At 62.7% G+C, this 22303-nt stretch carries 24 protein-coding genes; 16 read left to right on the top strand and 8 right to left on the bottom strand.

Annotated features, from left to right (window positions below; translation table 11 throughout):
* The first annotated feature begins 165 nt into the window (after positions 1-165).
* The gene (locus KYT97_RS11620) at positions 166-1326 is read left to right on the top strand and encodes a globin domain-containing protein (RefSeq protein WP_033235679.1); all 1161 of its coding nucleotides are present in this window, start codon (positions 166-168) and stop codon (positions 1324-1326) included.
* 3 nt (positions 1327-1329) lie between these two features.
* On the opposite strand, the gene KYT97_RS11615 is transcribed toward KYT97_RS11620, so the two are convergent.
* Positions 1330-2076, bottom strand: coding sequence for an FAD-binding oxidoreductase (locus KYT97_RS11615; protein WP_045064105.1), 747 nt, complete (start codon positions 2074-2076; stop codon positions 1330-1332).
* Positions 2077-2092: 16 nt separating this feature from the next.
* Positions 2093-3271 (bottom strand): FAD-binding oxidoreductase, encoded by a 1179-nt coding sequence (locus KYT97_RS11610; protein ID WP_233364085.1) that lies wholly within the window; start codon positions 3269-3271, stop codon positions 2093-2095.
* A 224-nt stretch (positions 3272-3495) separates the two neighbouring features.
* On the opposite strand from KYT97_RS11610, the gene clpB reads away from it, so the two are divergent.
* The 5 genes from clpB (at position 3496) to pyrE (ending at position 9671) form a co-directional block, all read left to right on the top strand.
* Complete coding sequence (gene clpB / locus KYT97_RS11605) at positions 3496-6048, top strand: ATP-dependent chaperone ClpB (protein ID WP_033235677.1); 2553 nt, start codon at positions 3496-3498, stop codon at positions 6046-6048.
* Positions 6049-6237: 189 nt separating this feature from the next.
* The gene (locus tag KYT97_RS11600) at positions 6238-7131 is read left to right on the top strand and encodes a hypothetical protein (RefSeq protein ID WP_245006079.1); all 894 of its coding nucleotides are present in this window, start codon (positions 6238-6240) and stop codon (positions 7129-7131) included.
* Between the two features lie 145 nt (positions 7132-7276).
* A complete protein-coding gene (locus KYT97_RS11595; protein ID WP_245006163.1) occupies positions 7277-8230 on the top strand; it encodes a type III secretion system chaperone family protein in 954 nt (317 codons plus the stop codon).
* 50 nt (positions 8231-8280) lie between these two features.
* Positions 8281-9081, top strand: coding sequence for an SDR family NAD(P)-dependent oxidoreductase (locus tag KYT97_RS11590; protein WP_045066607.1), 801 nt, complete (start codon positions 8281-8283; stop codon positions 9079-9081).
* A 56-nt stretch (positions 9082-9137) separates the two neighbouring features.
* Positions 9138-9671: an orotate phosphoribosyltransferase gene (gene pyrE, locus KYT97_RS11585; protein WP_033235674.1), complete on the top strand. Its 534-nt coding sequence runs from the start codon at positions 9138-9140 to the stop codon at positions 9669-9671.
* Between the two features lie 43 nt (positions 9672-9714).
* On the opposite strand, the gene KYT97_RS11580 is transcribed toward pyrE, so the two are convergent.
* Together KYT97_RS11580 and KYT97_RS11575 are read right to left on the bottom strand one after the other, a co-directional pair.
* Entirely contained in the window at positions 9715-10164 is a 450-nt protein-coding gene (locus tag KYT97_RS11580; RefSeq protein WP_033235673.1) for a MarR family winged helix-turn-helix transcriptional regulator, read from the bottom strand.
* 63 nt (positions 10165-10227) lie between these two features.
* Complete coding sequence (locus KYT97_RS11575; protein WP_219112283.1) at positions 10228-10782, bottom strand: TetR/AcrR family transcriptional regulator; 555 nt, start codon at positions 10780-10782, stop codon at positions 10228-10230.
* 64 nt (positions 10783-10846) lie between these two features.
* Here KYT97_RS11575 and KYT97_RS11570 point away from each other — a divergent pair, with 64 nt between their 5' ends.
* From KYT97_RS11570 to KYT97_RS11545, 6 genes are all read left to right on the top strand, one after another.
* Positions 10847-11527, top strand: a complete 681-nt coding sequence (locus KYT97_RS11570) for a lysophospholipid acyltransferase family protein (protein WP_033235671.1) — start codon at positions 10847-10849, stop codon at positions 11525-11527.
* 63 nt (positions 11528-11590) lie between these two features.
* Complete coding sequence (locus KYT97_RS11565) at positions 11591-12301, top strand: lysoplasmalogenase family protein (RefSeq protein ID WP_219112281.1); 711 nt, start codon at positions 11591-11593, stop codon at positions 12299-12301.
* On the top strand, positions 12294-13076 hold the full coding sequence (locus tag KYT97_RS11560) for an SDR family oxidoreductase (protein WP_219112280.1): 783 nt from the start codon (positions 12294-12296) through the stop codon (positions 13074-13076). The genes KYT97_RS11565 and KYT97_RS11560 overlap by 8 nt, the downstream gene beginning before the upstream one ends.
* A 74-nt stretch (positions 13077-13150) precedes the next feature.
* Complete coding sequence (locus KYT97_RS11555; RefSeq protein WP_095887955.1) at positions 13151-13744, top strand: DUF6636 domain-containing protein; 594 nt, start codon at positions 13151-13153, stop codon at positions 13742-13744.
* Entirely contained in the window at positions 13744-14424 is a 681-nt protein-coding gene (locus KYT97_RS11550; protein WP_172936387.1) for a TrmH family RNA methyltransferase, read from the top strand. The genes KYT97_RS11555 and KYT97_RS11550 overlap by 1 nt, the downstream gene beginning before the upstream one ends.
* Positions 14425-14491: 67 nt before the next feature.
* Positions 14492-15613, top strand: coding sequence for a glycoside hydrolase family 76 protein (locus KYT97_RS11545; protein WP_033235667.1), 1122 nt, complete (start codon positions 14492-14494; stop codon positions 15611-15613).
* Positions 15614-15648: 35 nt separating this feature from the next.
* Here the strand turns inward: KYT97_RS11545 and KYT97_RS11540 are convergent, their stop codons facing one another.
* Both KYT97_RS11540 and KYT97_RS11535 read right to left on the bottom strand, forming a co-directional pair.
* A complete protein-coding gene (locus KYT97_RS11540) occupies positions 15649-16311 on the bottom strand; it encodes a DedA family protein (RefSeq protein ID WP_033235666.1) in 663 nt (220 codons plus the stop codon).
* 31 nt (positions 16312-16342) lie between these two features.
* Positions 16343-17077 (bottom strand): VTT domain-containing protein, encoded by a 735-nt coding sequence (locus KYT97_RS11535; protein WP_219112278.1) that lies wholly within the window; start codon positions 17075-17077, stop codon positions 16343-16345.
* A gap of 182 nt (positions 17078-17259) precedes the next feature.
* On the opposite strand from KYT97_RS11535, the gene fbaA reads away from it, so the two are divergent.
* Positions 17260-18297 (top strand): class II fructose-bisphosphate aldolase, encoded by a 1038-nt coding sequence (fbaA, locus tag KYT97_RS11530; RefSeq protein ID WP_033235664.1) that lies wholly within the window; start codon positions 17260-17262, stop codon positions 18295-18297.
* 80 nt (positions 18298-18377) lie between these two features.
* On the opposite strand, the gene KYT97_RS11525 is transcribed toward fbaA, so the two are convergent.
* Positions 18378-19163 carry an Rv0361 family membrane protein gene (locus tag KYT97_RS11525; protein ID WP_033235663.1) on the bottom strand — a complete coding sequence of 262 codons (786 nt, stop codon included), beginning with the start codon at positions 19161-19163 and terminating at the stop codon, positions 18378-18380.
* 123 nt (positions 19164-19286) lie between these two features.
* On the opposite strand from KYT97_RS11525, the gene KYT97_RS11520 reads away from it, so the two are divergent.
* The 3 genes from KYT97_RS11520 to KYT97_RS11510 all read left to right on the top strand — a co-directional run bounded on the left by KYT97_RS11520 (position 19287) and on the right by KYT97_RS11510 (position 21849).
* A complete protein-coding gene (locus KYT97_RS11520; RefSeq protein ID WP_033235662.1) occupies positions 19287-19703 on the top strand; it encodes a DUF3151 domain-containing protein in 417 nt (138 codons plus the stop codon).
* Positions 19690-20835, top strand: a complete 1146-nt coding sequence (locus KYT97_RS11515; protein WP_033235661.1) for an FUSC family protein — start codon at positions 19690-19692, stop codon at positions 20833-20835. Before KYT97_RS11520 ends, KYT97_RS11515 begins: the two co-directional genes overlap by 14 nt.
* An 84-nt stretch (positions 20836-20919) precedes the next feature.
* On the top strand, positions 20920-21849 hold the full coding sequence (locus KYT97_RS11510) for a cation diffusion facilitator family transporter (protein WP_033235660.1): 930 nt from the start codon (positions 20920-20922) through the stop codon (positions 21847-21849).
* On the opposite strand, the gene KYT97_RS11505 is transcribed toward KYT97_RS11510, so the two are convergent.
* Entirely contained in the window at positions 21839-22303 is a 465-nt protein-coding gene (locus KYT97_RS11505) for a pyridoxamine 5'-phosphate oxidase family protein (RefSeq protein ID WP_219112909.1), read from the bottom strand. The two genes, KYT97_RS11510 and KYT97_RS11505, sit on opposite strands and share 11 nt — an antisense overlap.

Here is a 22303-nt window from a genome sequence, read left to right as displayed (position 1 = left end):
TGCTTATTTTGCACCCCCCGGCGAAAAAGGGACGGGCGTACCGAAAAAATCGACGTGACGTGTGACATATACGGCCAAACATTTACGAGTTGGACATTTGTGACATAAGCTCCCCTCGGAAAGTTTGCGGCTGGTCTGCCGCGAAAAATCGGGACGAGGATAAGCGTGGATTCGCAAGCAATTTCTCTGGTCCGGTCGAGCTTCAAGTCCATCGTCGCTGAAGAAGGCGGCCCGGAGCGGCTTGCCCGGACCTTCTATTCGCTGCTGTTCGCGCGCTCGCCGGAGACACGCGAGTTCTTTCCGGCTGCAATGGACGTGCAGCGTGACCGTCTGTTCACGGCGATAGCTTACGTTGTCGAACGACTCGACGAGACCGACGAAATTCTTGAATATCTCGCGCAATTGGGCCGCGATCATCGCAAATACGGTGTAACGGACGAGCATTACCAAGCCGTCGGCAATTCGATGATCGAAGCCTTCGAGCTGTTCGGCGGCGCCGAGATGTGGACCGACGAGGTCGACAGCGCCTGGCGCAACGCCTTGGCTGTCATCTCCGCAGCCATGATGGACGCGGCAAACGCAGAAGACGGACCGCCCGCCTGGAGCGCCACGGTAATCGAGACGCGCACCGCGATCAGAGGAGTCGCGATCGTGCGACTCCAACTCGATCAGCCCATGGACTACCGACCCGGTCAATACGTCAGTGTGCAGGTTGGCGCGCGGCCCCGGATGTGGCGATACCTTTCCCCGGCCAATCCGCCGGACGGATCGGGAATCATCGAGTTCCACATCCGTCAGGTAACCGGCGGCTGGGTCAGCCCCGCAATGGTCACGCAGACCACCGTCGGAGACATCTGGGTGATCGGGTCACCGATCGGCGGCCTCGGAATTCCGGAGAACACCAAAGACCTCCTGATGATCGCGTCGGGAACCGGCGTTGCACCGCTGCGCGCACAGATTCTGGAACTGATCCGTCGCGGCAATACTCGCAAGGTTCACTTGTTCTACTCCGGTGCGCATCCGTGCGATCTGTACGACCTCCCACATCTGTGGGCCCTCGCCGAGCGACATCCCTGGCTCACCATCGTCCCGGTCTCGGAAGACGACACCAATCCGTGGTGGCACACCGAGACCGAACCGCTGTCACCGATCGGAATGCCGAAGCGCATGACCGGAAAAGTCGGCAAGGTCGTCACATCGTTCGGGAACTGGGCGGGATGCGACATTCAAGTCGTCGGCAACGAATCCGTCGTGAACAGCACCAAATTCCGGCTCCGGGCCGTCGGCATCGACGCCGCGACCGTCCGCAGTGATCCCACGTACTGACCGTCAGTAAGGGTCGAAGCTTATGGCCTCGGCCGGCGTGCCCGTCGCAATCAGCCGATCTCGCGTCGAACGCACCATCGCAGCCGACCCACACACCAACACCTGGTGCTCGGTGAAGGCCCCGTACGACGAGACGACGTCGGCAAGCGTTCCCTCCACCAGATGATCCTCGCCGAAACCGATGTCGACGCCGAGCCTTTCGGCCCAGCCGTCGGGTGGGCCGGCGTCCGTGAGATCTTCGACGACGGGAATCGGTTGCAGCCACGGCAGTTCGTGGGCGAGTATCCACAGCATGTCCGCCGCGTACAGATCGCGAAGCGTTCGACCGCCGAAAAACAGGTAGACCAGCGGCGGATTCGGCGACTGGGCCAGATCGAGGATGATCGACCGCATCGGCGCCAAACCGGTTCCGCCCGCGATCATGATGACGGGCGGACCGTTCTCGTCGACGGCAAGATTGCCGCGCGGATCGATGATCGTCCAGATGTCGCCGGGTTGAGTGTCCTTGACTATCGCACCGCTCACCCAACCGCCGGGAACCGTCTTGACGTGGAACTCGAGCTTCCCGTCCTGCGACGGTGGCAGAGCGGGGGACAGCCGGCGAAGCAAGCGGGCATTCTGCGGCACGCTCACATCCACGTACTGACCCGGCCGGAACGGTACGACGTCGCCGATCAGGCGAACCACGGCCAGATCCTCACGCAGGCGGTGATGTTCGACGACAGTGCTGGTCCAGGATCGTGAAGTCATGGATGTCTCCTGAAAGTCAGTAGAGCGGGTCGTGCAGGATCTGGTCGATCGGAGTGCCACCGGCCCGCAACGCGTAGATCGTGGTCTTGATCATCGACGGTGACCCCGAGATCTGGATCTGACGGTCCGCCCACGAACCGAACCGCGCAACGACCCGACCGATAGGGCCGGTCAGGCGTGAATGCATACCGAATGGCGGCTCGAGTGCCGGCCCGCTGTGCCACCACGGATTCTCGGCTTCCTCGGACACCGGTACGACGGTCAGCCACGGGTTGCTGAGCGAAATGTGCCACAAGGTCTCGAGATCGTAGAGATCACACGGGTAGCGTCCGCCGACAAAAAGATGAACACGCGGATTCTGCGCTCGCTGAGACATTTCCATCACCTGAGCGCGCAGCGGCGCGATCCCGGTGCCCGAACCGATCATCAGGACGTCGCGGTCGTGCGTGAAATCCACCTCGAGTCCGCCGAGCGGAGTGGACATGACCCATTGGTCGCCCACATTGGTCTCAGTGACGATTGCCGGGCTCACCCAGCCGCCCGAGACCTTGCGGACATGGAACTCGAGTTGGCCGAAGGGATTGGTCGGAATGGCGGGGGAATAGTACCGCCACATTCGGGGGCGTTGGGGTACCTGCACCCCGACGTACTGACCAGCGCCGTACGGAATGGGCGGGTCGGTTTCGAGGCGCACTATCGCAAGATCGTCGAGCACGCGTTCGTGGCTGACGACGGTTCCGCCCCACAGCGCCGGGGTGGTATCGGACTCGGCGCCTTCCGCCATCGTGCTCACGACGAACTCGGTGAACTCGGACCAGGCTTCTTCGAGTTCGGGTGTCCACTTGTACCGGCTGTGGGCGCTGGTCCCGTGCATCGACTTCACGGCGCGCCTCATCGCAACTCCGGCAGCCCGGTAGTGCTCGCGTTCGACACCGTAGCGACGATGGTCGAGGCCGAGTTGAGTCAGGAATTTCCGGATCCTGCGCTGCTGCGGCAGGTTCTTCACGACAAATTCGATAGCGGTGACAAACCTGTGGCCTTGGGATTCCATCCCGGCCGGGAACAATGAGCGGTACAGAGGATGTTCGGCAAAGAGGGCCGTGTAGAACAGAGCTGAAAAGTGGGCGCGAGAGTCGTCGTCGTCGGCCAGAGCGTCGAGGCTGGATTGCAGGCGGGCGATCACCGTCGGATCCAATCGACACCCCTTTCGCAACAGCTGCAACTCTCGTCCCAATTCTAGTACGGCTCGAATTGTTACAAACGATGGCGAACCCGCCTGGCCAAATCAAACTTGAGCGGAATAGACTCAAGTTTGTCCGCGTTGAGCATATTGACACGGCCGCACCACCACCCGGAGCGGCCCACAACTTCGACTTCGACGCGCTTGTGGCGACCGGAGCCCGGCCAGAAAGGTGACAAGTGGACTCGTTCACACCAACAACCAAGACCCAGGCTGCGATGACGGCTGCACTGCAGTCGGCGTCGTCGGCGGGTAACCCCGACATTCGACCGGCACACCTGCTGGTCGCACTCCTCGACCAAACCGACGGCATCGCCGGCCCGCTGCTCAAAGCAGTGGGCGTCGATCCCACCGTCGTGCATCGCGAAGCTCAGAGCATGGTGGATCGTCTGCCGAAAACCACCGGTGCGAGCTCGACGCCCCAGCTCGGGCGTGAAGCACTCGCGGCGCTGACCTCCGCGCAGCACCTCGCCACCGAGATGGACGACGAGTACGTCTCCACCGAGCATGTGCTGTACGGACTTGCCGACGGTGATTCCGACGTCGCGACCCTGCTGAAGAATCACGGTGCGACACCAATTGCACTGCGTGAGGCGTTCACCACAGTTCGCGGGAGCGCGCGTGTCACCAGCCCGGAGCCGGAAGGCACCTACCAAGCGCTGGAAAAGTACTCCACCGACCTCACCGAAGCCGCACGCAGCGGCAAGCTCGACCCGGTGATCGGCCGCGACACCGAGATTCGACGCGTTGTGCAGGTGCTCTCGCGTCGTACCAAGAACAACCCGGTACTCATCGGTGAGCCAGGCGTCGGCAAAACCGCGATCGTGGAGGGCCTTGCCCAACGCATCGTCGCGGGTGACGTCCCGGAATCGCTGCGCGGAAAGACCGTCATCTCCCTGGACCTCGGGTCCATGGTGGCCGGTGCCAAGTATCGCGGTGAATTCGAGGAGCGCCTCAAGGCAGTTCTCGACGACATCAAGAACAGCGCCGGACAGGTCATCACCTTCATCGACGAGCTGCACACCATCGTCGGCGCCGGAGCCACCGGTGAATCCGCGATGGACGCAGGCAACATGATCAAGCCGATGCTCGCCCGTGGTGAGCTGCGGCTGGTCGGTGCCACCACGCTCGAGGAATACCGCAAGTACATCGAGAAGGACGCCGCACTCGAGCGTCGCTTCCAGCAGGTACTCGTCGGTGAGCCCTCGGTCGAGGACACCGTCGGCATCCTGCGCGGCCTCAAGGAGCGCTACGAAGTGCACCACGGCGTGCGCATCACCGACTCCGCGCTGGTAGCAGCCGCTTCGCTGTCCGACCGCTACATCACGTCGCGGTTCCTGCCGGACAAGGCCATCGACCTCGTCGACGAAGCCGCATCGCGTCTGCGTATGGAGATCGACTCGCGTCCCGTCGAGATCGACGAGGTGGAACGTACCGTCCGCCGACTCGAGATCGAGGAAGTGGCACTCGAGAAGGAAACCGACGACGCGTCGAAGGCGCGGCTCGAAAAGTTGCGCCAAGAACTTGCCGACGACCGCGAGAAGCTCAGTCAGCTCAGTACTCGCTGGCAGAACGAGAAGCAGGCCATCGACTCGGTGCGGGTGCTCAAGGAACAGCTCGAATCCCTGCGAGGAGAGTCCGAACGCGCTGAGCGTGACGGCGATCTGGGCAAGGCAGCCGAGCTGCGCTACGGCCGCATCCCCGCGTTGGAGAAGGAACTGGAAGCCGCAGCAGAGGCTTCCGGCGCCGCCTCCGACGGCGACGTGATGCTCAAGGAAGAGGTCGGGCCGGACGACGTCGCAGACGTGGTCGCAGCCTGGACCGGCATTCCGGCCGGCCGAATGCTGGAAGGCGAAACCGAGAAGCTGCTCCGAATGGAGTCCGAACTCGGCAAGCGCGTCGTCGGACAGACTGATGCCGTCGTCGCGGTCTCGGATGCGGTTCGCCGCGCCCGAGCAGGTGTTGCCGACCCCAATCGGCCTACCGGTTCCTTCCTGTTCCTCGGCCCGACCGGCGTCGGTAAGACGGAGCTCGCCAAAGCCTTGGCGGACTTCCTCTTCGACGACGAGCGCGCGATGATCCGCATCGACATGAGCGAATACGGTGAGAAGCACTCGGTGGCCCGACTCGTCGGTGCCCCTCCGGGATACGTCGGTTACGAAGCCGGCGGCCAGCTCACCGAAGCAGTTCGGCGACGCCCGTACTCGGTGGTCCTCTTCGACGAGGTCGAAAAGGCACACCCCGACGTATTCGACGTCCTGCTCGCAGTGCTCGACGAAGGCCGACTCACCGACGGTCAAGGCCGCACGGTGGACTTCCGCAACACCATCCTGATCCTGACCTCCAACCTGGGATCCGGTGGAACACGCGAGCAGGTCATGGACGCGGTACGCCACGCGTTCAAGCCCGAGTTCATCAACCGTCTCGACGACGTGGTCATCTTCGACTCGCTCTCCGAAGAGCAGTTGGAGCACATCGTGGACATCCAGCTCGAGCAGCTGCAGAAGCGTCTGGCCGCGCGTCGACTCACCCTCGAGGTGAACGGGGCGGCTCGGATGTGGCTCGCGGTGCGCGGCTACGACCCGCTGTACGGCGCTCGGCCACTGCGTCGACTCGTCCAGCAGTCGATCGGCGACCAGCTCGCCAAACTGCTCCTGGCCGGCAAAGTCCAGGACGGAGACACCGTGAACGTCGGTGTCAGCGAGGACGCAGACCAGCTGGTTCTGTCCTGACCGGTTCTGCCGCTGATGCGTTAAGCGAATGCCCCGTCGATCCATGCGGATCGGCGGGGCATTCGCGTTTTCTCTACCCTGGTTTTGTCGACGCTGGTTTTGTCGACGTTGTTTTTGTCTACGCTGAACGGCTGGATGCTCGTACGGCAGATGTGCGCACCCGTACGTCCGAAATGAAGGTGGCCAGGAATGACTGATCAGAACGATCCGCGTAAGTCGGACCAGCCGACCGAGCATTTCGAGATTCCCGAGCAGTACCAGAACCCACAGCAGTACCAGAACCAGGGGCAGCAGCAGTATCCGTACGGTGGGCCGGATCAGAACACCGAGTATCTGGGCCAGCCGAACCAGCAGGGCCAGCCGAACCAGCAGGGCCAGCCGAACCAGCAGGGTCAGTCGAACCCGACGCAGGCGTTTCCGCCCTACAACCCGCAGTTCGATCCGCAGGCCCCGCCGCCCGGCGCGACGCAGGCGTACCCGACATACAACGCGCAGCAGTACGGACAGACTCAGCAGTATCCGGTTGCGGGCGGAAGTGGCGGCGGGGTGCCACCGGAGCAACCATTCTTGGACAGTGGGTCGCCGGATGGTGGGAAGCGACGCAAGCTCGGGACCTGGATCGCCGCGGGAGTCGTCGGCATCCTGGTTGCCGTCGTCGCGATCATCGGGATTTCGTTGTTCGGTTCCTCGGGTGAATCGGGAACGCAGACGGCATTTGTTCCGCCAACCAGCACGGTGGCGCCGACGACGCCCAAACCTACGACCACCGCACCTGCGCCATCGCCTACATCCTCGCCGCTCGAAAACCTGCCTGGCGGACTCGGTGATGTCATCGGCCAAGCCGGCGGTGCTGTCGGAACAGTGGTGTCCAACGACGGCGGCACCCTGGTCATCAACTCGATCGGTGGATCTCAGACCACCATTCTCACCACACCTGAGACGACGCTGATCGCGTTCAACCGATCATCTGTCGCTGACCTGCAACCGGGTGACAACATCGTCGTCGACGGCACCCCGGTGGAGAACGGCACGATGACCGCAAAGACGATTCTCGATACTTCATTGCCGTCGTTCGGCAACTGAGCCAGCGTGTCGTCGCGCTTATGAGACTTGGATCGAGGGGTTTCGCCGCACCGAAGGTAACGCCGCCACACCGATCAGGTGACAGTTCTCGGGGTGTTGCGGGAGGTTGTCGTCGGAAGTCGCTAGGCTGGCTGTGATGACTGGAATGTGGTTCGGACTCGCATTAGTGGCACTCGCAGGCGCGGGTGCGCTTCTGTACGTCGATAGAACAAGACGTGATCAATCCGGCCGCGTACGTCAGATTTGGGCAAAGGCGCAGGGCTACACGTACACCGGTGCTGATGATCAGCTTGCCGGCGAGTGGCATCGCGCAGCGATGGCCAAGCAGGACTACCTGACCGCAACCGATGTTGTGCGTGGCACAAGACGAGGTGAGCAGTTTGTGCTCTTCGACCTCGAGGAAACAGCAACCATCGTGGCAGTTCGACGCGAAGTCGGGTCTGACGTCGACATCGATCTACGGCTCAAATCGACGGCACCGCCCAAGGACGGCGACCTCAACCTCCTGGGCGCAATCGGTCCGCGCGTCGTGTTTGCAACCGACCTCGAAATCGCTCGCCGGGTCTGTGACCAGCGTATGGTCGCCTTCACCGAATCAGTACCCCCGGCAATCAGCATGCTGTGGAGCGAAGGTCGCTGGACCCTCGGCTCCCTTCCGGTCTCGAGCACCGGCCGCGATTGGGATGCTGCCATCGAAGCTGTCGCACGGCTGTCCGGCATCCTGCACGTACTCCCTCCCGTCACGGATCCGCGTGAACTCGAAGTCGATCACGACCCGACCCGGCCCCGCCCCCGCAGCGACAAATCCGATGCACCGCTGAACCGCGAAGCGCCGCAGGCCGTTCGTAGTGCACCGCAGGCACCGCCGGTCGTTCGTGGCGCACAGCAGACACCACGCCGGGAGGCTCCGGAGTCGCAGCGCCGAGAGGCTCCGGAGTCGCAGCGTCGAGAAGCTCCGGAGTCGCAGCGCCGCGAGGAGTCGGACGTGCCCCGTCGAACCGCCCCGGAATTGCCCCGCCGGGAGTTTCCCGCCCCGTCGACCACGCCGAAACCCAACCCCGGCACACAGCGCTCGGGAACCGTACGCCCCGTCGATTGAGCCGCGTGTAAGCCTCACCTTTCGAGGCGCGACGCACTAGCGTGGCCGGTATGTCGTCATCGAACTCGGATCGCCCTGCGCGTCCTGTAGCCCTGGTCACCGGTCCCACCTCAGGTCTGGGTGCCGGGTTTGCCAAGAAATATGCGTCGCTCGGCTACGACCTGGTGCTTGTCGCCCGAGACGAAGTGAGATTGCGTGATCTTGCCTCCGAGCTGTCCGCGATGTTCGGTACCGAATCCGAAATTCTGGTGTCCGACCTCGCCACGGAACCTGGCCGTGACGCGGTCGCCGACCGATTGGCCCGCGGCGTCGACGTTCTGGTCAACAACGCTGGGTTCGGTACCTCCGGTGAATTCTGGACCGCTGATCCAGCACTTCTGCAAGCTCAACTCGACGTCAACGTCACCGCGGTGATGCGCCTGACCCGTGCGGCGTTGCCCAGCATGATCGCGTCGGCGAACGGGACGATCGTCAATGTCGCAAGTGTGGCGGGATTGCTGTCCGGGCGCGGTTCGACGTATTCGGCCAGCAAGGCGTACGTGATTTCGTTCACCGAAGGATTGTCCGGCGGGCTGGCCGGAACCGGTGTTCGGGTTCAAGCGCTGTGCCCGGGGTTCATCCGCACCGAGTTTCACGAGCGAGCCGGAATCGAAATGTCATCGATCCCGAAGCCGATGTGGTTGAGCGTCGATCAGGTGGTCGCGACGTCGATGAAGGACCTCGGCGACAACAAGGTCATCAGCATTCCCGGGATTCAGTACAAGATCCTCACCACTGCCGGGCGTCTGGTTCCGAAGGGCTTGGTTCGCAAGATGACCAACCTTGTCGGACGTGGGCGGGGTAGGACGTAGATACAGGTCGCGCGGAGATTATTGCCTCGGCGCTGTGGTCGGTAGGCTGAGCACTCATGAGCGATCGTGAGGATTTGGCTGCGCTGGTGCGCGAACTGGCTGTTGTGCACGGAAAGGTGACGTTGTCTTCGGGCAAGGAAGCCGACTACTACGTGGATCTTCGCCGCGCGACGCTTCACCACAAGGCAGGGCCGTTGATCGGCTCGCTGCTGCGTGAACTTGTTGCAGACTGGGATTTCGACGCCGTGGGCGGTTTGACGATGGGTGCAGACCCGGTCGCGATGGCAGTGATGCACGCGCCCGGCCGTCCGATCGACGCGTTTGTCGTCCGCAAGGCTGCCAAGGCCCACGGAATGCAGCGTCAGATCGAGGGACCCGATGTGGTCGGCAAGCGTGTTCTGGTTGTCGAGGACACCACGACCACGGGCAACTCTCCGCTCACCGCGGTGAAGGCACTTCGTGAAGCGGGCGCCATCGTGGTCGGTGTGGCAACCGTGGTGGATCGCGCGACCGGCGCCGACGCCGTAATCGGTGCAGAGGGCGTGGAATACCGCTCGCTTCTGGGCCTGGACGATCTCAACCTGGGCTAGCGCCCCCGTGCGCCTTTCTGGTAGTTCGCGCTACCGGAAAGGCTCACAGGGCCGAAGGCCTTGCCGACGTGATCATCGATCGCAGCTCGGCCAACCCCACGGTCAGGCGTTCGATCTGCTCGGGTTCGAGGTCCGCAAAATGCGGAATCAGGGCATCAGCGATGGCATGTCGACCGTCGGCTAGGGTCTTTCGTCCCACATCGGTCATCGCGACCAGTACGGCGCGGGCGTCGTCCGGATCCGGGCGCCGCTCGACCAACCCGCGCTCACCGAGTGTGCGCATCACCGCAGTTGCGGAGGGTTGTGAGCAGTGATCGATCTTGGCGAAGTCGCTGATCCGCATTTCGCCGTATTCCTCGAGCAACGCCAACGCGCGGAGCCAGGTCCGGGGGTAACGGTCGGCAGCAAGTGACGTCGCCATTTTTGTGAAGCGATGGGTATTGCTCACCAAGTCGACCAGTAGGTCGTGCAATCTCTGTTCCTGATCGGGCACGTTCGAATCCTTCCATAAGGTAATGATTGTGTAAACGAGTCTTTGGCGACAGTTGGCATTCGTTCAGGGGAGATGTGCAACCACAGTCGACCTGACCAATTCTTCGATGACGAGGTCAGGGGTCACGAGGCTCAGACTGCGGTTCGCGGCCAACACTGCAATTCCGTGCGTTCCCGTCCAGATCTTCAGTGCAGTCGCGTTCGGATCCGAGGCTTGGTCTGCTTCGGCCAGAGTCCGCAGAGCCTCGAAGAGTGGAAGCGACGTTGCCCGGAGGTTCGCGCCGGCGCCTTCGAGTAAATCGTGGCGGAACATCAGCTCGAACATCGCCGGTCGCCCCTGCGCAAAAGCGACGTATTCGATTGCGGCAGAGATCAATCGGTGTCGCGCGGGCGTGGGTGCATCGAGTATCGGTGCGAGCCTTGCCCCCAAGTCACTTAGGCCCTGTGAGGCAATTGCCGCAAGTAGGCTGTTGTGTGTCGGGAAATAGCGTCTGGGTGCCCCGTGTGACACGCCGACTCGACGGGTTATCTCTCGTAACGTCAGGGCGGCGAGGCCGTCGGTGTCGAGAATGTCGACGCCCGTGGCGACGAGGGTGTCGCGGAGTGTGGTGGCAGACATGGGAGACAGTGTCTACCATCTAGGACGGTAGACAGTGTCTACTCTCACTGATTGGGGTGTTGGCGTGCTGTATCGACTGTTCAAGTACATCTTGATAGGACCGGTTCTGTGGGTCTTCGGACGCCCCACGATCGAGGGGCACCGCAACATCCCGAGAAAGGGGCCGGTGATACTTGCCGGTAATCACCGGGCTGTCGTCGACTCGTTCTTCCTGGTTCTGAAAGTGCGCCGACGGATCACCTTCGTCGCGAAGAGTGAGTACTTCACCGGTTCCGGCATCAAGGGCGCGTTGCAGCGCTGGTTCTTCGGCGGCGCAGGTCAAGTTCCCATCGACCGCAGTGGCGCCGACGCCTCGCGCGCGGCACTGGATACTGCCGTCGGAATCCTCGAACGGGGTGGTGTGTGGGCGATCTATCCCGAGGGAACACGATCGCCGGACGGTCGCCTGCACAAAGGCAAAACGGGGGTGATCAGGGTTGCGCTGGAAACGGGTGTCCCCGTTATCCCGGTTGTTGTTCACGGAGGCGACGCGGTGAACCCGCCTGGCACCAGGATGTGGCGATTCAGCAAGGTGCACGTCAGTGTTGGCAAGCCGATCGACTTCTCCCGCTACCGAGAACTGCGGACCCATCAGGCTGTTGTGCGCGCGGCAACCGACGAGTTGATGGCGGCACTGTGTGAGCAGTCCGGGCAGGAATACGTCGACCTGTACGGGGCTGACGTCAAATCTCGTGATTCCCTCTGAATTACCCAGTACGGTCGTCTTGGACGCGTAACCAACAGCGCGCAACCAACAGGAGGACTGGGCATGGCAGGCAAGTGGGGCATCGAGCACGCGGTTTTTGCGGCGGCAACGGCGGCAACGGTGGCTGGGGCGGTGCTCGGCAACGAGCGGGTTCAGCAGATTTCCAAGCCGTTGATTGCGCCGTCGCTCGCGGTCAGGGTGCTGCGCAAGCGATCCGAGACCGATGCCGCCGATACTGCGCTGCTCTTGGCAGGTCTTGCTGCGGCAACGATCGGTGATGTGTTCATGATCGACCCGGATAACGATGCTCGCCTGGTGAAGGGTGCGTCTTCGTTTGCCGTCATGCAGTCGAGCTATTCGGCGCTCCTGTTGCGTCGTGGTGCCAGGCCGACGAGGGCTGCGCTCAAGCCTCGGATGAGCGGGTGGTCCACGGCTTCCGGGTTGCTGCGTGCAAAAGCTCCCGAGGTCTCGATGCCGTTGACCGCGTACGGATTGCTGCTGGGAACCACGTCGACGTTGTCCGCAGATCCGGCTTTGGCACCGGGGGAGAAGACGGTGCTGGACGTGGTGGTGCCTGGCCAGGAGCGGCGATCCTGGCTGGGTGTGGGCGGCGTGCTGTTCACCGCATCCGACGGTCTGATTGTGGTGCGACGCTTGTTCATTCGCGGCAAGGCCGGCCGCGCGGCCGCTGAGGGTGTGATTCTGGCGTCGTATGCGGCTGCTCAGTTGATGCTTGTCGAGGGAATGCTTGCTCTCGGTCGCAAAAATGCCTGAGCGGAGCATCTTCATCACCGGGGCGGCGTCGGGAATCGGCCGTGAGGCCGCGTTGTTGTTTGCGCGCAAGGGTTATCGGGTTGGCTGCTATGACATCGACGAGTCCGGGTTGACGGCTCTGGCCGCCGAGATCAACGGGTTCGGGGGTGTGGCCGTGACCGGCGCACTCGACGTGACGGACCCGGCGCAGTGGTCGACACAGTTGGCTCACTTTGTCGGTGCGTCGGGTCGACTCGACATCCTGGTCAACAACGCCGGTGTTCTGTCGTCGGGGAAGTTCGAGAGTATTTCCCTTGCTGCGCATCGCCGCATGGTCGATATCAACGTCACCGGCGTTCTCAATGGGACACACACGGCGTTTCCGTATCTGCGCGATACGCCGGGTGCTCAGGTCGTGAATATGTGCTCGGCATCGGCCATTTACGGACAGCCTGAACTGGCGACATACGGGGCCACGAAGTTCGCGGTCCGGGGGCTGACGGAGGCACTCGACCTCGAATGGGCCGAACACGACATCCGAGTGATTGCACTGTGGCCTCTCTTCGTCCAGACGGCCATGGTCACCGGAATGGATACCGGTTCGACGCGATCACTTGGAATCAAGCTCACTGCAACGGAAGTCGCGCAGGAACTCTGGGATGCGACGCGCGGCGCCGGACGCATGCCCAAGGTTCACTATCCGGTGGGAGGGCAAGCGAAAGTGCTTCTTGCCGCGTCGCGATTCTCGCCTGCGTGGTTGTCGAGGTTGACGAACAAACGTTTAACCGGAACGTAATCGAACTCGCGATATAGTTCGGAATCGTTTTGTGGGCCGGGTTGAGGCAGAAGACATGGGTGGAGGTAGTCGCGGTGGTTCGTGTCCGGGTGGGATTGCTGTGTCTGAGTGTGGGTTCGGCGGTACTGCTCACTGGTTGTGGCGGTGACGCGCAGTCTGCGCCGACGCCGACCACGCAATCCAGTACGGCAGTCTCGACCACGCCCCAGGTGACGACGACCGTTCCGGTACCTGTCACAACGACGACGATCCCGCCCACAACTGTGCCGCCGACAACCACATTGACGGACGTGCACTTCGAGCGCAACGAGTCCTACTACTTCACTACTCCGGACGGGAACTTCCAGTGCGGCATCATCAGATTGCCCACCCGCATCGAAGCCGGGTGTGAGGGAACGACAACTCCGGTGCCGCCGCGCCCGGACAGTTGTATGGTGAACTGGGGCAACGGAATTCGTGTTCAAGACGAGGGTGAAGGTGCCTTCATGTGCTCTGGTGGCCCGGTGTACATGTCCGGCGGACCCGAAGCGGATCCGGTGCTTCCGCCCGGAACGCCACTGTCTAAGCTGGGCTTCACATGTACTACCACGGCGACGGATGTCTCGTGTGTCAACGAGCAGACCACACACGGATTCACCGTGGCTGCCGATTCCAACGAGGTGTTCTGATGTCCGACGTGAGTGTAGAACCGGCCGACGAGGTCGGTCCGACAGAATGGGGCGAAAACCCGAACGGCGTCGGCCCGTGGGCGGAGTTTCACGGGACGGACCTCCCCACCGACGAGCGTTACGACCCGCTGCTTCTGCTGGAGGGTGACCGTCGAAACGTGTTGGACGAGTACAGGTACTGGACACGCGAGGCGATTGTCGATGACATCGACTCGCGGCGTCATCCGATGCACGTGGCCATCGAGAATTTTGCCCACGACGCCAACATCGGCACCGTGGTTCGTACCGCCAACGCGTTTGCCGCAGCGGCCGTGCACATCGTGGGCCGGCGACGGTGGAACCGCCGCGGCGCCATGGTCACCGATCGGTACCAACACATCGTTCACCATGCTGACATCGGCGAGTTGGTCGAGTACGCACGTGAGAATTCGCTCACTATCGTTGCCGTCGACAACACCCCCGGATCGGTACCACTCGAAACCGCGAGCCTGCCGAGAGACTGCATTCTGCTGTTCGGCCAGGAGGGTCCAGGAGTGACCGAACTGGCGAAAGAGGTTGCGTCCATGACGGTATCGATTGCACAATTCGGCTCGACCCGCAGCATCAACGCCGGCGTCGCGGCAGGTATCGCGATGCATGCCTGGGTGCGGGAGCACGCGGATCTTCGTAACTCCCGCTGACCTTGCCGGAGTCTGTTAGCTGGGTAGGCGCTAGCGCCGCAGGCTCCGAGGGGACAGGATATGTCTTATGCAGCAAGTGTGGGCGGAACGCGCAGATGCGGCCGAAGGAGCCATTGTCAGTCGGCATCTGCGACGGTTGTGGGCAATGCCGAGAACAGCGCTGGGTGTCGTGGCGTGGCCGGCGGTGCGCCGCGAGCGCATGTTCCGCCCGTGGCATTACTGGTGGCAGGCGCATCTGCTCGATACTGCCGTCGACGCGCTCGAACGTGACCCGACGCCCAAGCGTCGTCGTCGGATTGCCAAGGTTGCCCGCAGCGTCCGGGTCCGCAACGTCAGGTCCTGGACCAACAGCTACTACGACGACATGGCCTGGCTGGGGTTGTCGCTCGAACGCGCCCAACGGCTGTTTGCACTGGACCATCGCAGCGCCGTACAAGCTCTCGAATCTCAACTCTTCGACTCGTGGTCGCCGGAGGACGGTGGCGGAATTCCCTGGTGCAAGGGTTCCGATTTCTACAACACCCCGGCCAACGGCCCCGCCGGGATCATGCTTGCTCGGACTGGCAAGCTGTGGCGAGCTCAGGCGCACGCCGACTGGATCGAGGAGACTCTGCGTGATCCCGAATCAGGCCTGATCTTCGACGGTATCCGCCGCGACGGAACGCTCGAACGGGCCATTTACTCGTATTGCCAAGGAGTCACTCTCGGCCTGGAGACGGAACTGGCGACACGGTTGGGTGAACCGAGGCACCGCGAGCGGGTTCATGCCCTCGTCAACGCGGTCTACGACGGTTTGACCGATCGCGGCGTCATCATCGGAGGCGGCGGCGGCGACGGTGGCCTGTTCAACGCGATCCTGGTGCGGTATCTGGCGTTTGTCGTGGTCAACCTGACCTGGGAGAGCAACGAGGACATTCGGGCGAAGGAGATCGCCGCGCAGATCGTGCTGGCGTCGGCGGAAGCCGCCTGGAAGAACCGCCTCGAGGTGGAGGGGTTACCGCTGTTCGGTCACGACTGGACCCGCGACGCCACGCTGCCGAGGCTTTCCGGGGAACTGGCGACGTTCACGGGAGGTTCGGTGCGATCGTCGAGCGTCCCGGAGCGTGACCTGTCAGTGCAGTTGGGCGGTTGGATGCTGATGGAAGCCGCATACGTCGTCTCAGCGGCGGGATATCCGCGTAAACGCTGAGCGCCAGAGCCTCAGCCGGGCAAACGCTAAAGGCGTCAGTCCAGAACTTCCTCGACCTCGACGTCCTCGGCGGGGCGGGCCATTTCCTTGCGGTACTGCCAGATGCCGAGACCGGTGCCGACGACCAGGCTCACGGTCATCACGATCAGGACCGCCGGCAGGAGCCAGGGGACACGATCGAGGAACGAGCCGCCGTAGAAGCCGATCAGCAGCAGAACCGGCGCCCAGATGATTGCGCCGATGGTGCTGGCCACGGTGTATCGCGTGTGGTTCATCTTGGCTGCGCCCGCGACCATGGGGCACAGGGTGCGTATCCAGGGGATCCACCGGGCGATCAGGACAGCCCAGAAGCCGTGTCTCTCCAGCAGGATGTTGACCCGGTGCAGGTTTTTCTCGGTGAAGTATTTGCCACCTTTGCGGGCCTTGATGTGGTTGCCCGTTCGGTGACCGATGACGTACCCGACCTGATTGCCGGCAATGGCGGCGATCATGGCGCCCACCGAGAGAGCCCACACGTGTCCGGCGCCGGATTCGTGGCCGGCCAGCACAATTCCTGCAGTGATGAGGAGAGAATCGCCGGGAAGGAACAACCCCAGAATGATCGCGCATTCGATGAAGACGAATGTCACGACGATGATCCACACCAGCGCAGGACCAGCGGTTTCGAGGGGACCGAAACTGCCGGACGCGAGTGTCATGGTGGTCAGTTTCTTGCCTCGGTTCTGGTGATCAGTGAGTCGGTTCCTCGGTCACGGATTCCGAATTGTCCGTAGTTGAAGTATTCGCCGTTTCACCGCGTCGTGACGCGAGAAGGCGCTTTCCGATTTCGAAAACGATCGGCAGGACAGACACCAGGACGATCAAGATGAAGATGTAGTCGACGTTGTCGCGGATGAATTCGATCTGACCGAGGAGGTAGCCGAGCATCGTGACGCCGGCACCCCACAGAATGCCACCGACGATGTTGTAGGTGAGGAAGAGCGAGTACTTCATCTTCGATGCGCCGGCGACAACCGGAGCGAACGTGCGCACGATCGGCACGAAGCGGGCCAGGATGATGGTGATCGGGCCGTGCTTTTCGAAGAACGCGTGTGATTCGTCGATGTACTTCTTCTTGAAGAACTTCGCGTCGTCGTTCTTGAACAGCGCAGTTCCACCCTTGGCGCCGATGTAGAAACCGACCTGGTCACCGAGGATCGCCGCAATCGGAATGGTCACCAACAGCACCCACAACGGCGCGAACGGCTCGATCTCGGTGGATTTGGACGCCGCGATCAACCCTGCGGTGAAGAGGAGGGAATCGCCGGGCAGGAGCGGAAACAGTAGGCCGGATTCGATGAAGACCACCAGAAGCAATCCCACCAGAACCCACGTTCCGAAGGAGTTCAAGAGGTTCACGGGATCGAGGAAGCCGGGCAGCAAGGCCAGGTTCGTCACGGATTCAGTTGCTGCCTGCGCATTCACGGAGGCCAGACTACCGGGAGCGTCTGAGTGTTTCCCACTGCTGCAGGTCACCGCGTCGTCCACGTCACGGCGAGACCGCAAAGAGACGTGGCGACCACGACTTGCCATACTGCTAGGACCACACGAAGCGCTTTATACATCGTCGAGCGCTCCGAACGACACGTAAATGGAGGACTCCCGCCGTGCCTATCGCAACTCCCGAGGTCTATGCCGAGATGCTGAGTCGGGCCAAGGAGCATTCCTTTGCCTTCCCCGCTATCAACTGTGTCGGCTCCGAATCCATCAACGCAGCCATCAAGGGCTTTGCAGACGCCGGCAGTGACGGCATCATCCAGTTCTCGACCGGCGGTGCCGAGTTCGGTTCCGGTCTGGGCATCAAGGACATGGTTACCGGTGCTGCTGCACTCGCCGAGTTCGCGCACGTGATTGCCGCCAAGTACGACGTCACCATCGCGCTGCACACCGATCACTGCCCGAAGGACAAGCTGGACACGTTTGTGCGTCCACTGCTCGCCATCTCGCAGGAACGCGTCAACGCCGGCCGTAACCCGCTCTTCCAGTCCCACATGTGGGACGGATCGGCTGTCCCGATCGACGAGAACCTGGCGATCGCCAAGGAACTGCTTGCACTGTCGAAAGCTGCAAACATCATCCTCGAGGTCGAGATCGGTGTTGTCGGCGGCGAAGAAGACGGCGTCGAAGCCGAGATCAACGACAAGCTGTACACCTCGAAGGAAGACTTCGAGAAGACGGTCGACGCTCTGGGCGTCGGCGAGCAGGGCAAGTACCTCCTCGCTGCCACCTTCGGCAACGTGCACGGTGTGTACAAGCCGGGCAACGTCAAGCTCAAGCCCGAGGTTCTCGACGAGGGCCAGCGCGTTGCCGCAGCGAAGCTCGGCCTCGCTGCCGGCTCGCAGCCGTTCGACTTCGTGTTCCACGGTGGATCGGGCTCGCTGAAGTCCGAGATCGAGGCTTCGCTGAACTTCGGCGTCGTGAAGATGAACGTCGACACCGACACGCAGTACGCGTTCTCGCGTCCGATCGCGGGTCACTTCTTCACCAACTACGACGGCGTCCTCAAGGTCGACGGTGAGGTCGGAAACAAGAAGGCTTACGACCCGCGCAGCTACCTCAAGAAGGCCGAAGCAGGCATGACTGCTCGTGTCATCGAGGCGTGCAACGACCTGAAGTCGGCCGGCCGCTCGGTGTCCGGAGGCTAGAACTGCTCGATCGAAAAACTGTGCGCGCCCACGAAGTCGAAGACTTCGTGGGCGCGCACAGTTGGTTACGGTTCGAGTGTTTAACCGGTCTGGCTCGGGTCGCAGACCTTCCAGGTTCCGTCCTGGCGTTCCAGATCGAAGGTTCGCCACGACCGTTCCCCGGTTGCCGGGATGCTCGCCTCAACTTGGGCGATAGCAGTGTCGTCGGTGATTCGGACGGCGTCGACGGCGCTGACCTGGGGAATCGTCTTCTGCGTTACCGCATTCTGGTGGACCTGGGCAAAAGCGTCGTCCGGGACGGACTGGTAGTAGTCGGCGAGAGAACCACACGTTGCGGTGCGCAGAGCGGCAATGTCACCGGACGCGAGAGCGTCGACGTACGTGCTGATCGCCGTTTGGACCTTAGCTTCCGGTGAGTTTTCCCCGCTGCTGCTCTCGGACGAGACATACAGAGCGACGCCGATCGCGGCCACGATGGCGACAGCGGCTGCTCCCGCGGCGATGTACCACCCCTTGCCACCGCGCTTCGTCTGCTCCGGCGCGGCCGGCTCGATTCGAGTGGGAAGAGGCTGCTGCGGCGGAATTCCGGCTGCTACTCCGACGCGTTGCGGCGCGGCGCGGACCGGCTGTGGTGCCTTGGGCTGCGGCGACGGACGTGGCGGCGACTGACGTTGCGGTGCCTGGGGCGGCGGCATCTGGGGCTGCTGTGCCTTGGGAATGGCTACGGTTGCGGGCTCAGGCGCCGGGGGCTTCGGAGACGCCTTGGGGATCGCGACGGTGGCGGGTTCAGTCGGCGTCGAACTTTCCGGCGCGCCCTGTTTTTCCGGCGCGCCCTTTGTCGAGTTGTCGTCTTTCGAGTCCGGCACCGGTCATCCTTCGGTCTGGGGCAATTGACGTCCCCAGCGTAACGATCGGTCGAATCCGGTCGTAACGGCGACCACGGGTGAGGCGGTCCGGTGCCCACGGACCGCAGCGGGCACAATAAGCCCATGACCCAATTCGGTGACCTGCTCGGACCCAAGCCCACTCTGCTTCCCGGCGACGACGACGCGGAATCGGCCCTGCTCAACCACGCTGATCCGGCTCAGGTAGCGGCTGATCATCCCACTGCGTCCATCGCGTGGGCTTATCTGGCCGAGGCCGCATTCGAGAGCGGCGCAACCATCACCGCGTACGCCTACGCGCGCACCGGTTACCACCGCGGACTCGATCAGCTTCGTCGCAATGGTTGGAAGGGCTTCGGGCCCGTCCCGTACAGCCATGAGCCCAATCGCGGTTTCCTCCGTTGTGTAGCAGTGCTGGCCAAGGCCGCGCAGTCGATCGGTGAGACAGACGAGTACGCCCGCTGCCTGGACCTGCTCGAGGATTGCGACCCCAACGCTGCCGAAGCGCTTGGCGTCGGTTAGCAGTTTCCGTCCGAGCGCGTCGAGCATCAAGGACCGCGCTCGCAAGTCGGGGCGCCGACTGAGAACGTCGGCGCTACCGATTCTTCAATGCGCACTGGCCGCAGGGTTGGCGTGGTGGGTTGCCACCACGGTGATCGGGCACCACGCGCCGTTCTTTGCGCCCATTGCCGCTGTCGTGTCGCTCGGGCTGTCGTTGGGTGCTCGCCTGCGTCGCTCGTTCGAGTTGGTGGCCGGTGTGACGGTCGGCATCGGTATCGGCGATCTGATCATTTCCGGTATCGGCAGCGGCGCGTGGCAGATCAGCCTGGTGGTGGTGCTGGCGATGTCGGTGGCGGTCTTGCTGAACAGCGGCCCCATCTTCTCGATGCAGGCCGGTAACTCGGCTGTGCTGGTGGCGACGTTGATTCCGCCAGGGGGTACCGGCGGAATCGACCGCATGATCGACGCACTGGTCGGTGGTTTGGTGGGCATCGCGGTGGTCGCGATCATCCCCACACATCCCGTGCGACGCGCTCGTAAGGACGCGGCGGCGATTCTCGCGACGTCGTCGGAGGTGCTGGCGTTGGTGGCCGACGGATTGCGAGCCAACGATCCGGAGCCGATAGTGAAGGCTCTCCGTAAGGCCCGCGCGACGCAGTCGGCGATCGACGGATTGCGCACCAATCTCAAAGGCGGGCAGGAGATCAGTCGGATCTCGCCGCTGTACTGGAACACTCGCCCGCGGCTCGAACGACTCATGGCGACAGCCGATCCGATCGACAACGCGATGCGCAACATTCGAGTTCTGTCGCGGCGTTCCCTGACGTTGGTCAGGGACGACGAAATTCTTGATCCACGTCTGGTGACCCAGGTGGAGAAATTGTCCAAGGCCGTCGACGTCTTGAGGGAAATGATCCTGGCGGAACCGGGGGAGCAGCCTGATCAGGCGGAGGCCGCTCGGGTGCTACGTTCGGTGGCCAAAGAACTGAAGCCGGCAATTGTGGAGACGGCCGGCCTGTCTGCGACGGTGGTGTTCGCGCAGATCCGCTCGCTGGTTGTCGACTTACTGCAGGTGGCGGGGATGAAGCGTATTTCGGCAATCGCTACGTTGCCGCCCACTGTGGAGAAACCGGCGTACCAGCCTGAACACTGACCTTTGTCCCGCTCACCGAGCAACCCGTTGTATATATGCGAATGTATGCATATGATCGGGAGAACTCAGGAGGTAAGCGGTCATATGGGGTCAGGGCACGGTCATTCTCACGGTCACACGGCGGCAGATTCGGTCGGAGTAGGACCGAGTCCGACGCGCATCCGGAAGATGGTGATCGCACTTGCGATCCTGGTTGCCTTCCTCGTTCTCGAGGCGACCGTCGGCTTGCTCATCGGCTCACTGGCTCTGCTCGCCGACGCCGGCCACATGCTCACCGATGTTGTCGGCATGGCCATGGGGTTGACAGCGCTTCTGCTCGCCAAGAAGGGGAGCAGCACCGCTGCACGGACTTTCGGCTGGCATCGCGCCGAGGTCCTCACAGCGATGGCCAACGCGGCCATGCTCTTGGCCGTGGCGGCGTGGGTGATGTACGAGGCCATCGGCCGCATCGGTGACGAACCCGAGATTCCCGGCGGTGCCCTCATCATCACTGCCGCAGCGGGTCTGCTCGCCAATATCGTGGTCATGCTCATGTTGCGTGGCGACTCCAAGGACAGCCTCGCCGTGCGCGGCGCCTACCTCGAAGTGCTCGCGGATGCCGTTGGCAGCGTTGGCGTTCTGATCGCCGGCGCTGTGGTCCTACTGTTCGGCTGGACGTGGGCAGACATCGTTGTCGGTGTGCTCATCTCGCTGTGGGTGGTTCCCCGCGCACTCAAGTTGGCGGCCGCGTCGCTGCGCATTCTGACGCAAGCGTCGCCGGCCGATGTCGATGTCGAAACCGTCGAAGCCGATCTGGCCGCGCTACCCAATGTCAAGGGCGTGCATGATCTGCACATCTGGACCCTGACGACGGGGATGGATGTTGCCACAGTGCATTTGACCAGCGACGCCGATTCTTCGCACGTTCTCGAATCCGCCCGCGCGGTCTTGGAAAGTCACGGGCTTTCACACGCGACAGTGCAGGTGGAATCGTGCGCCAACGGCGAGCATTGCGAGAAGAACGTCACTTGGTGAACCGGGTGATCTCCTTTCCCGGCTTCCAGAGGTCCACGTACATATGTTCGTCGTCGACGGTCGTGTGAACCACCTCCTCGATGTCGAGGACAAAGAGGTGCAGGGGTTTCGGAACCTCGTAGGTATAGCTGGCAAGCACAGTCTCGAACTCCTCGCCGGTCACCTCTCGTGCGGTTCCGGCGATCTTCGCGTCGCCGCCCTCCATCGTGTGCTCGCCGGGATTGCTGTGGAGGGCGTAGCGCCCGTCGCGGATGAGGTCCTTTGCCTTGAGAGCGCCGAACATCGATCCGAGCACCAGACGCCCGTCGAGCATTTCCACCTCGGTGCCACTGACCCGCGGTGAACCGTCCTTGCGCAGGGTTGCGAGCACGTGATGCTTGTGGGCCTTGAATCGAGCTTCGACGGCTGTGGCTAGGGCGGGAACTTCTTCGGAGAACTGCTTCCAGGTGACCAT

The sequence above is a fragment of the Rhodococcus globerulus genome (assembly GCF_019334125.1).
Taxonomy (GTDB): Bacteria; Actinomycetota; Actinomycetes; order Mycobacteriales; family Mycobacteriaceae; genus Rhodococcus_F; species Rhodococcus_F globerula.
The sequence above is the reverse complement of the archived record's forward strand: the minus strand, read 5'-3'. Positions and strand labels throughout refer to the sequence as shown.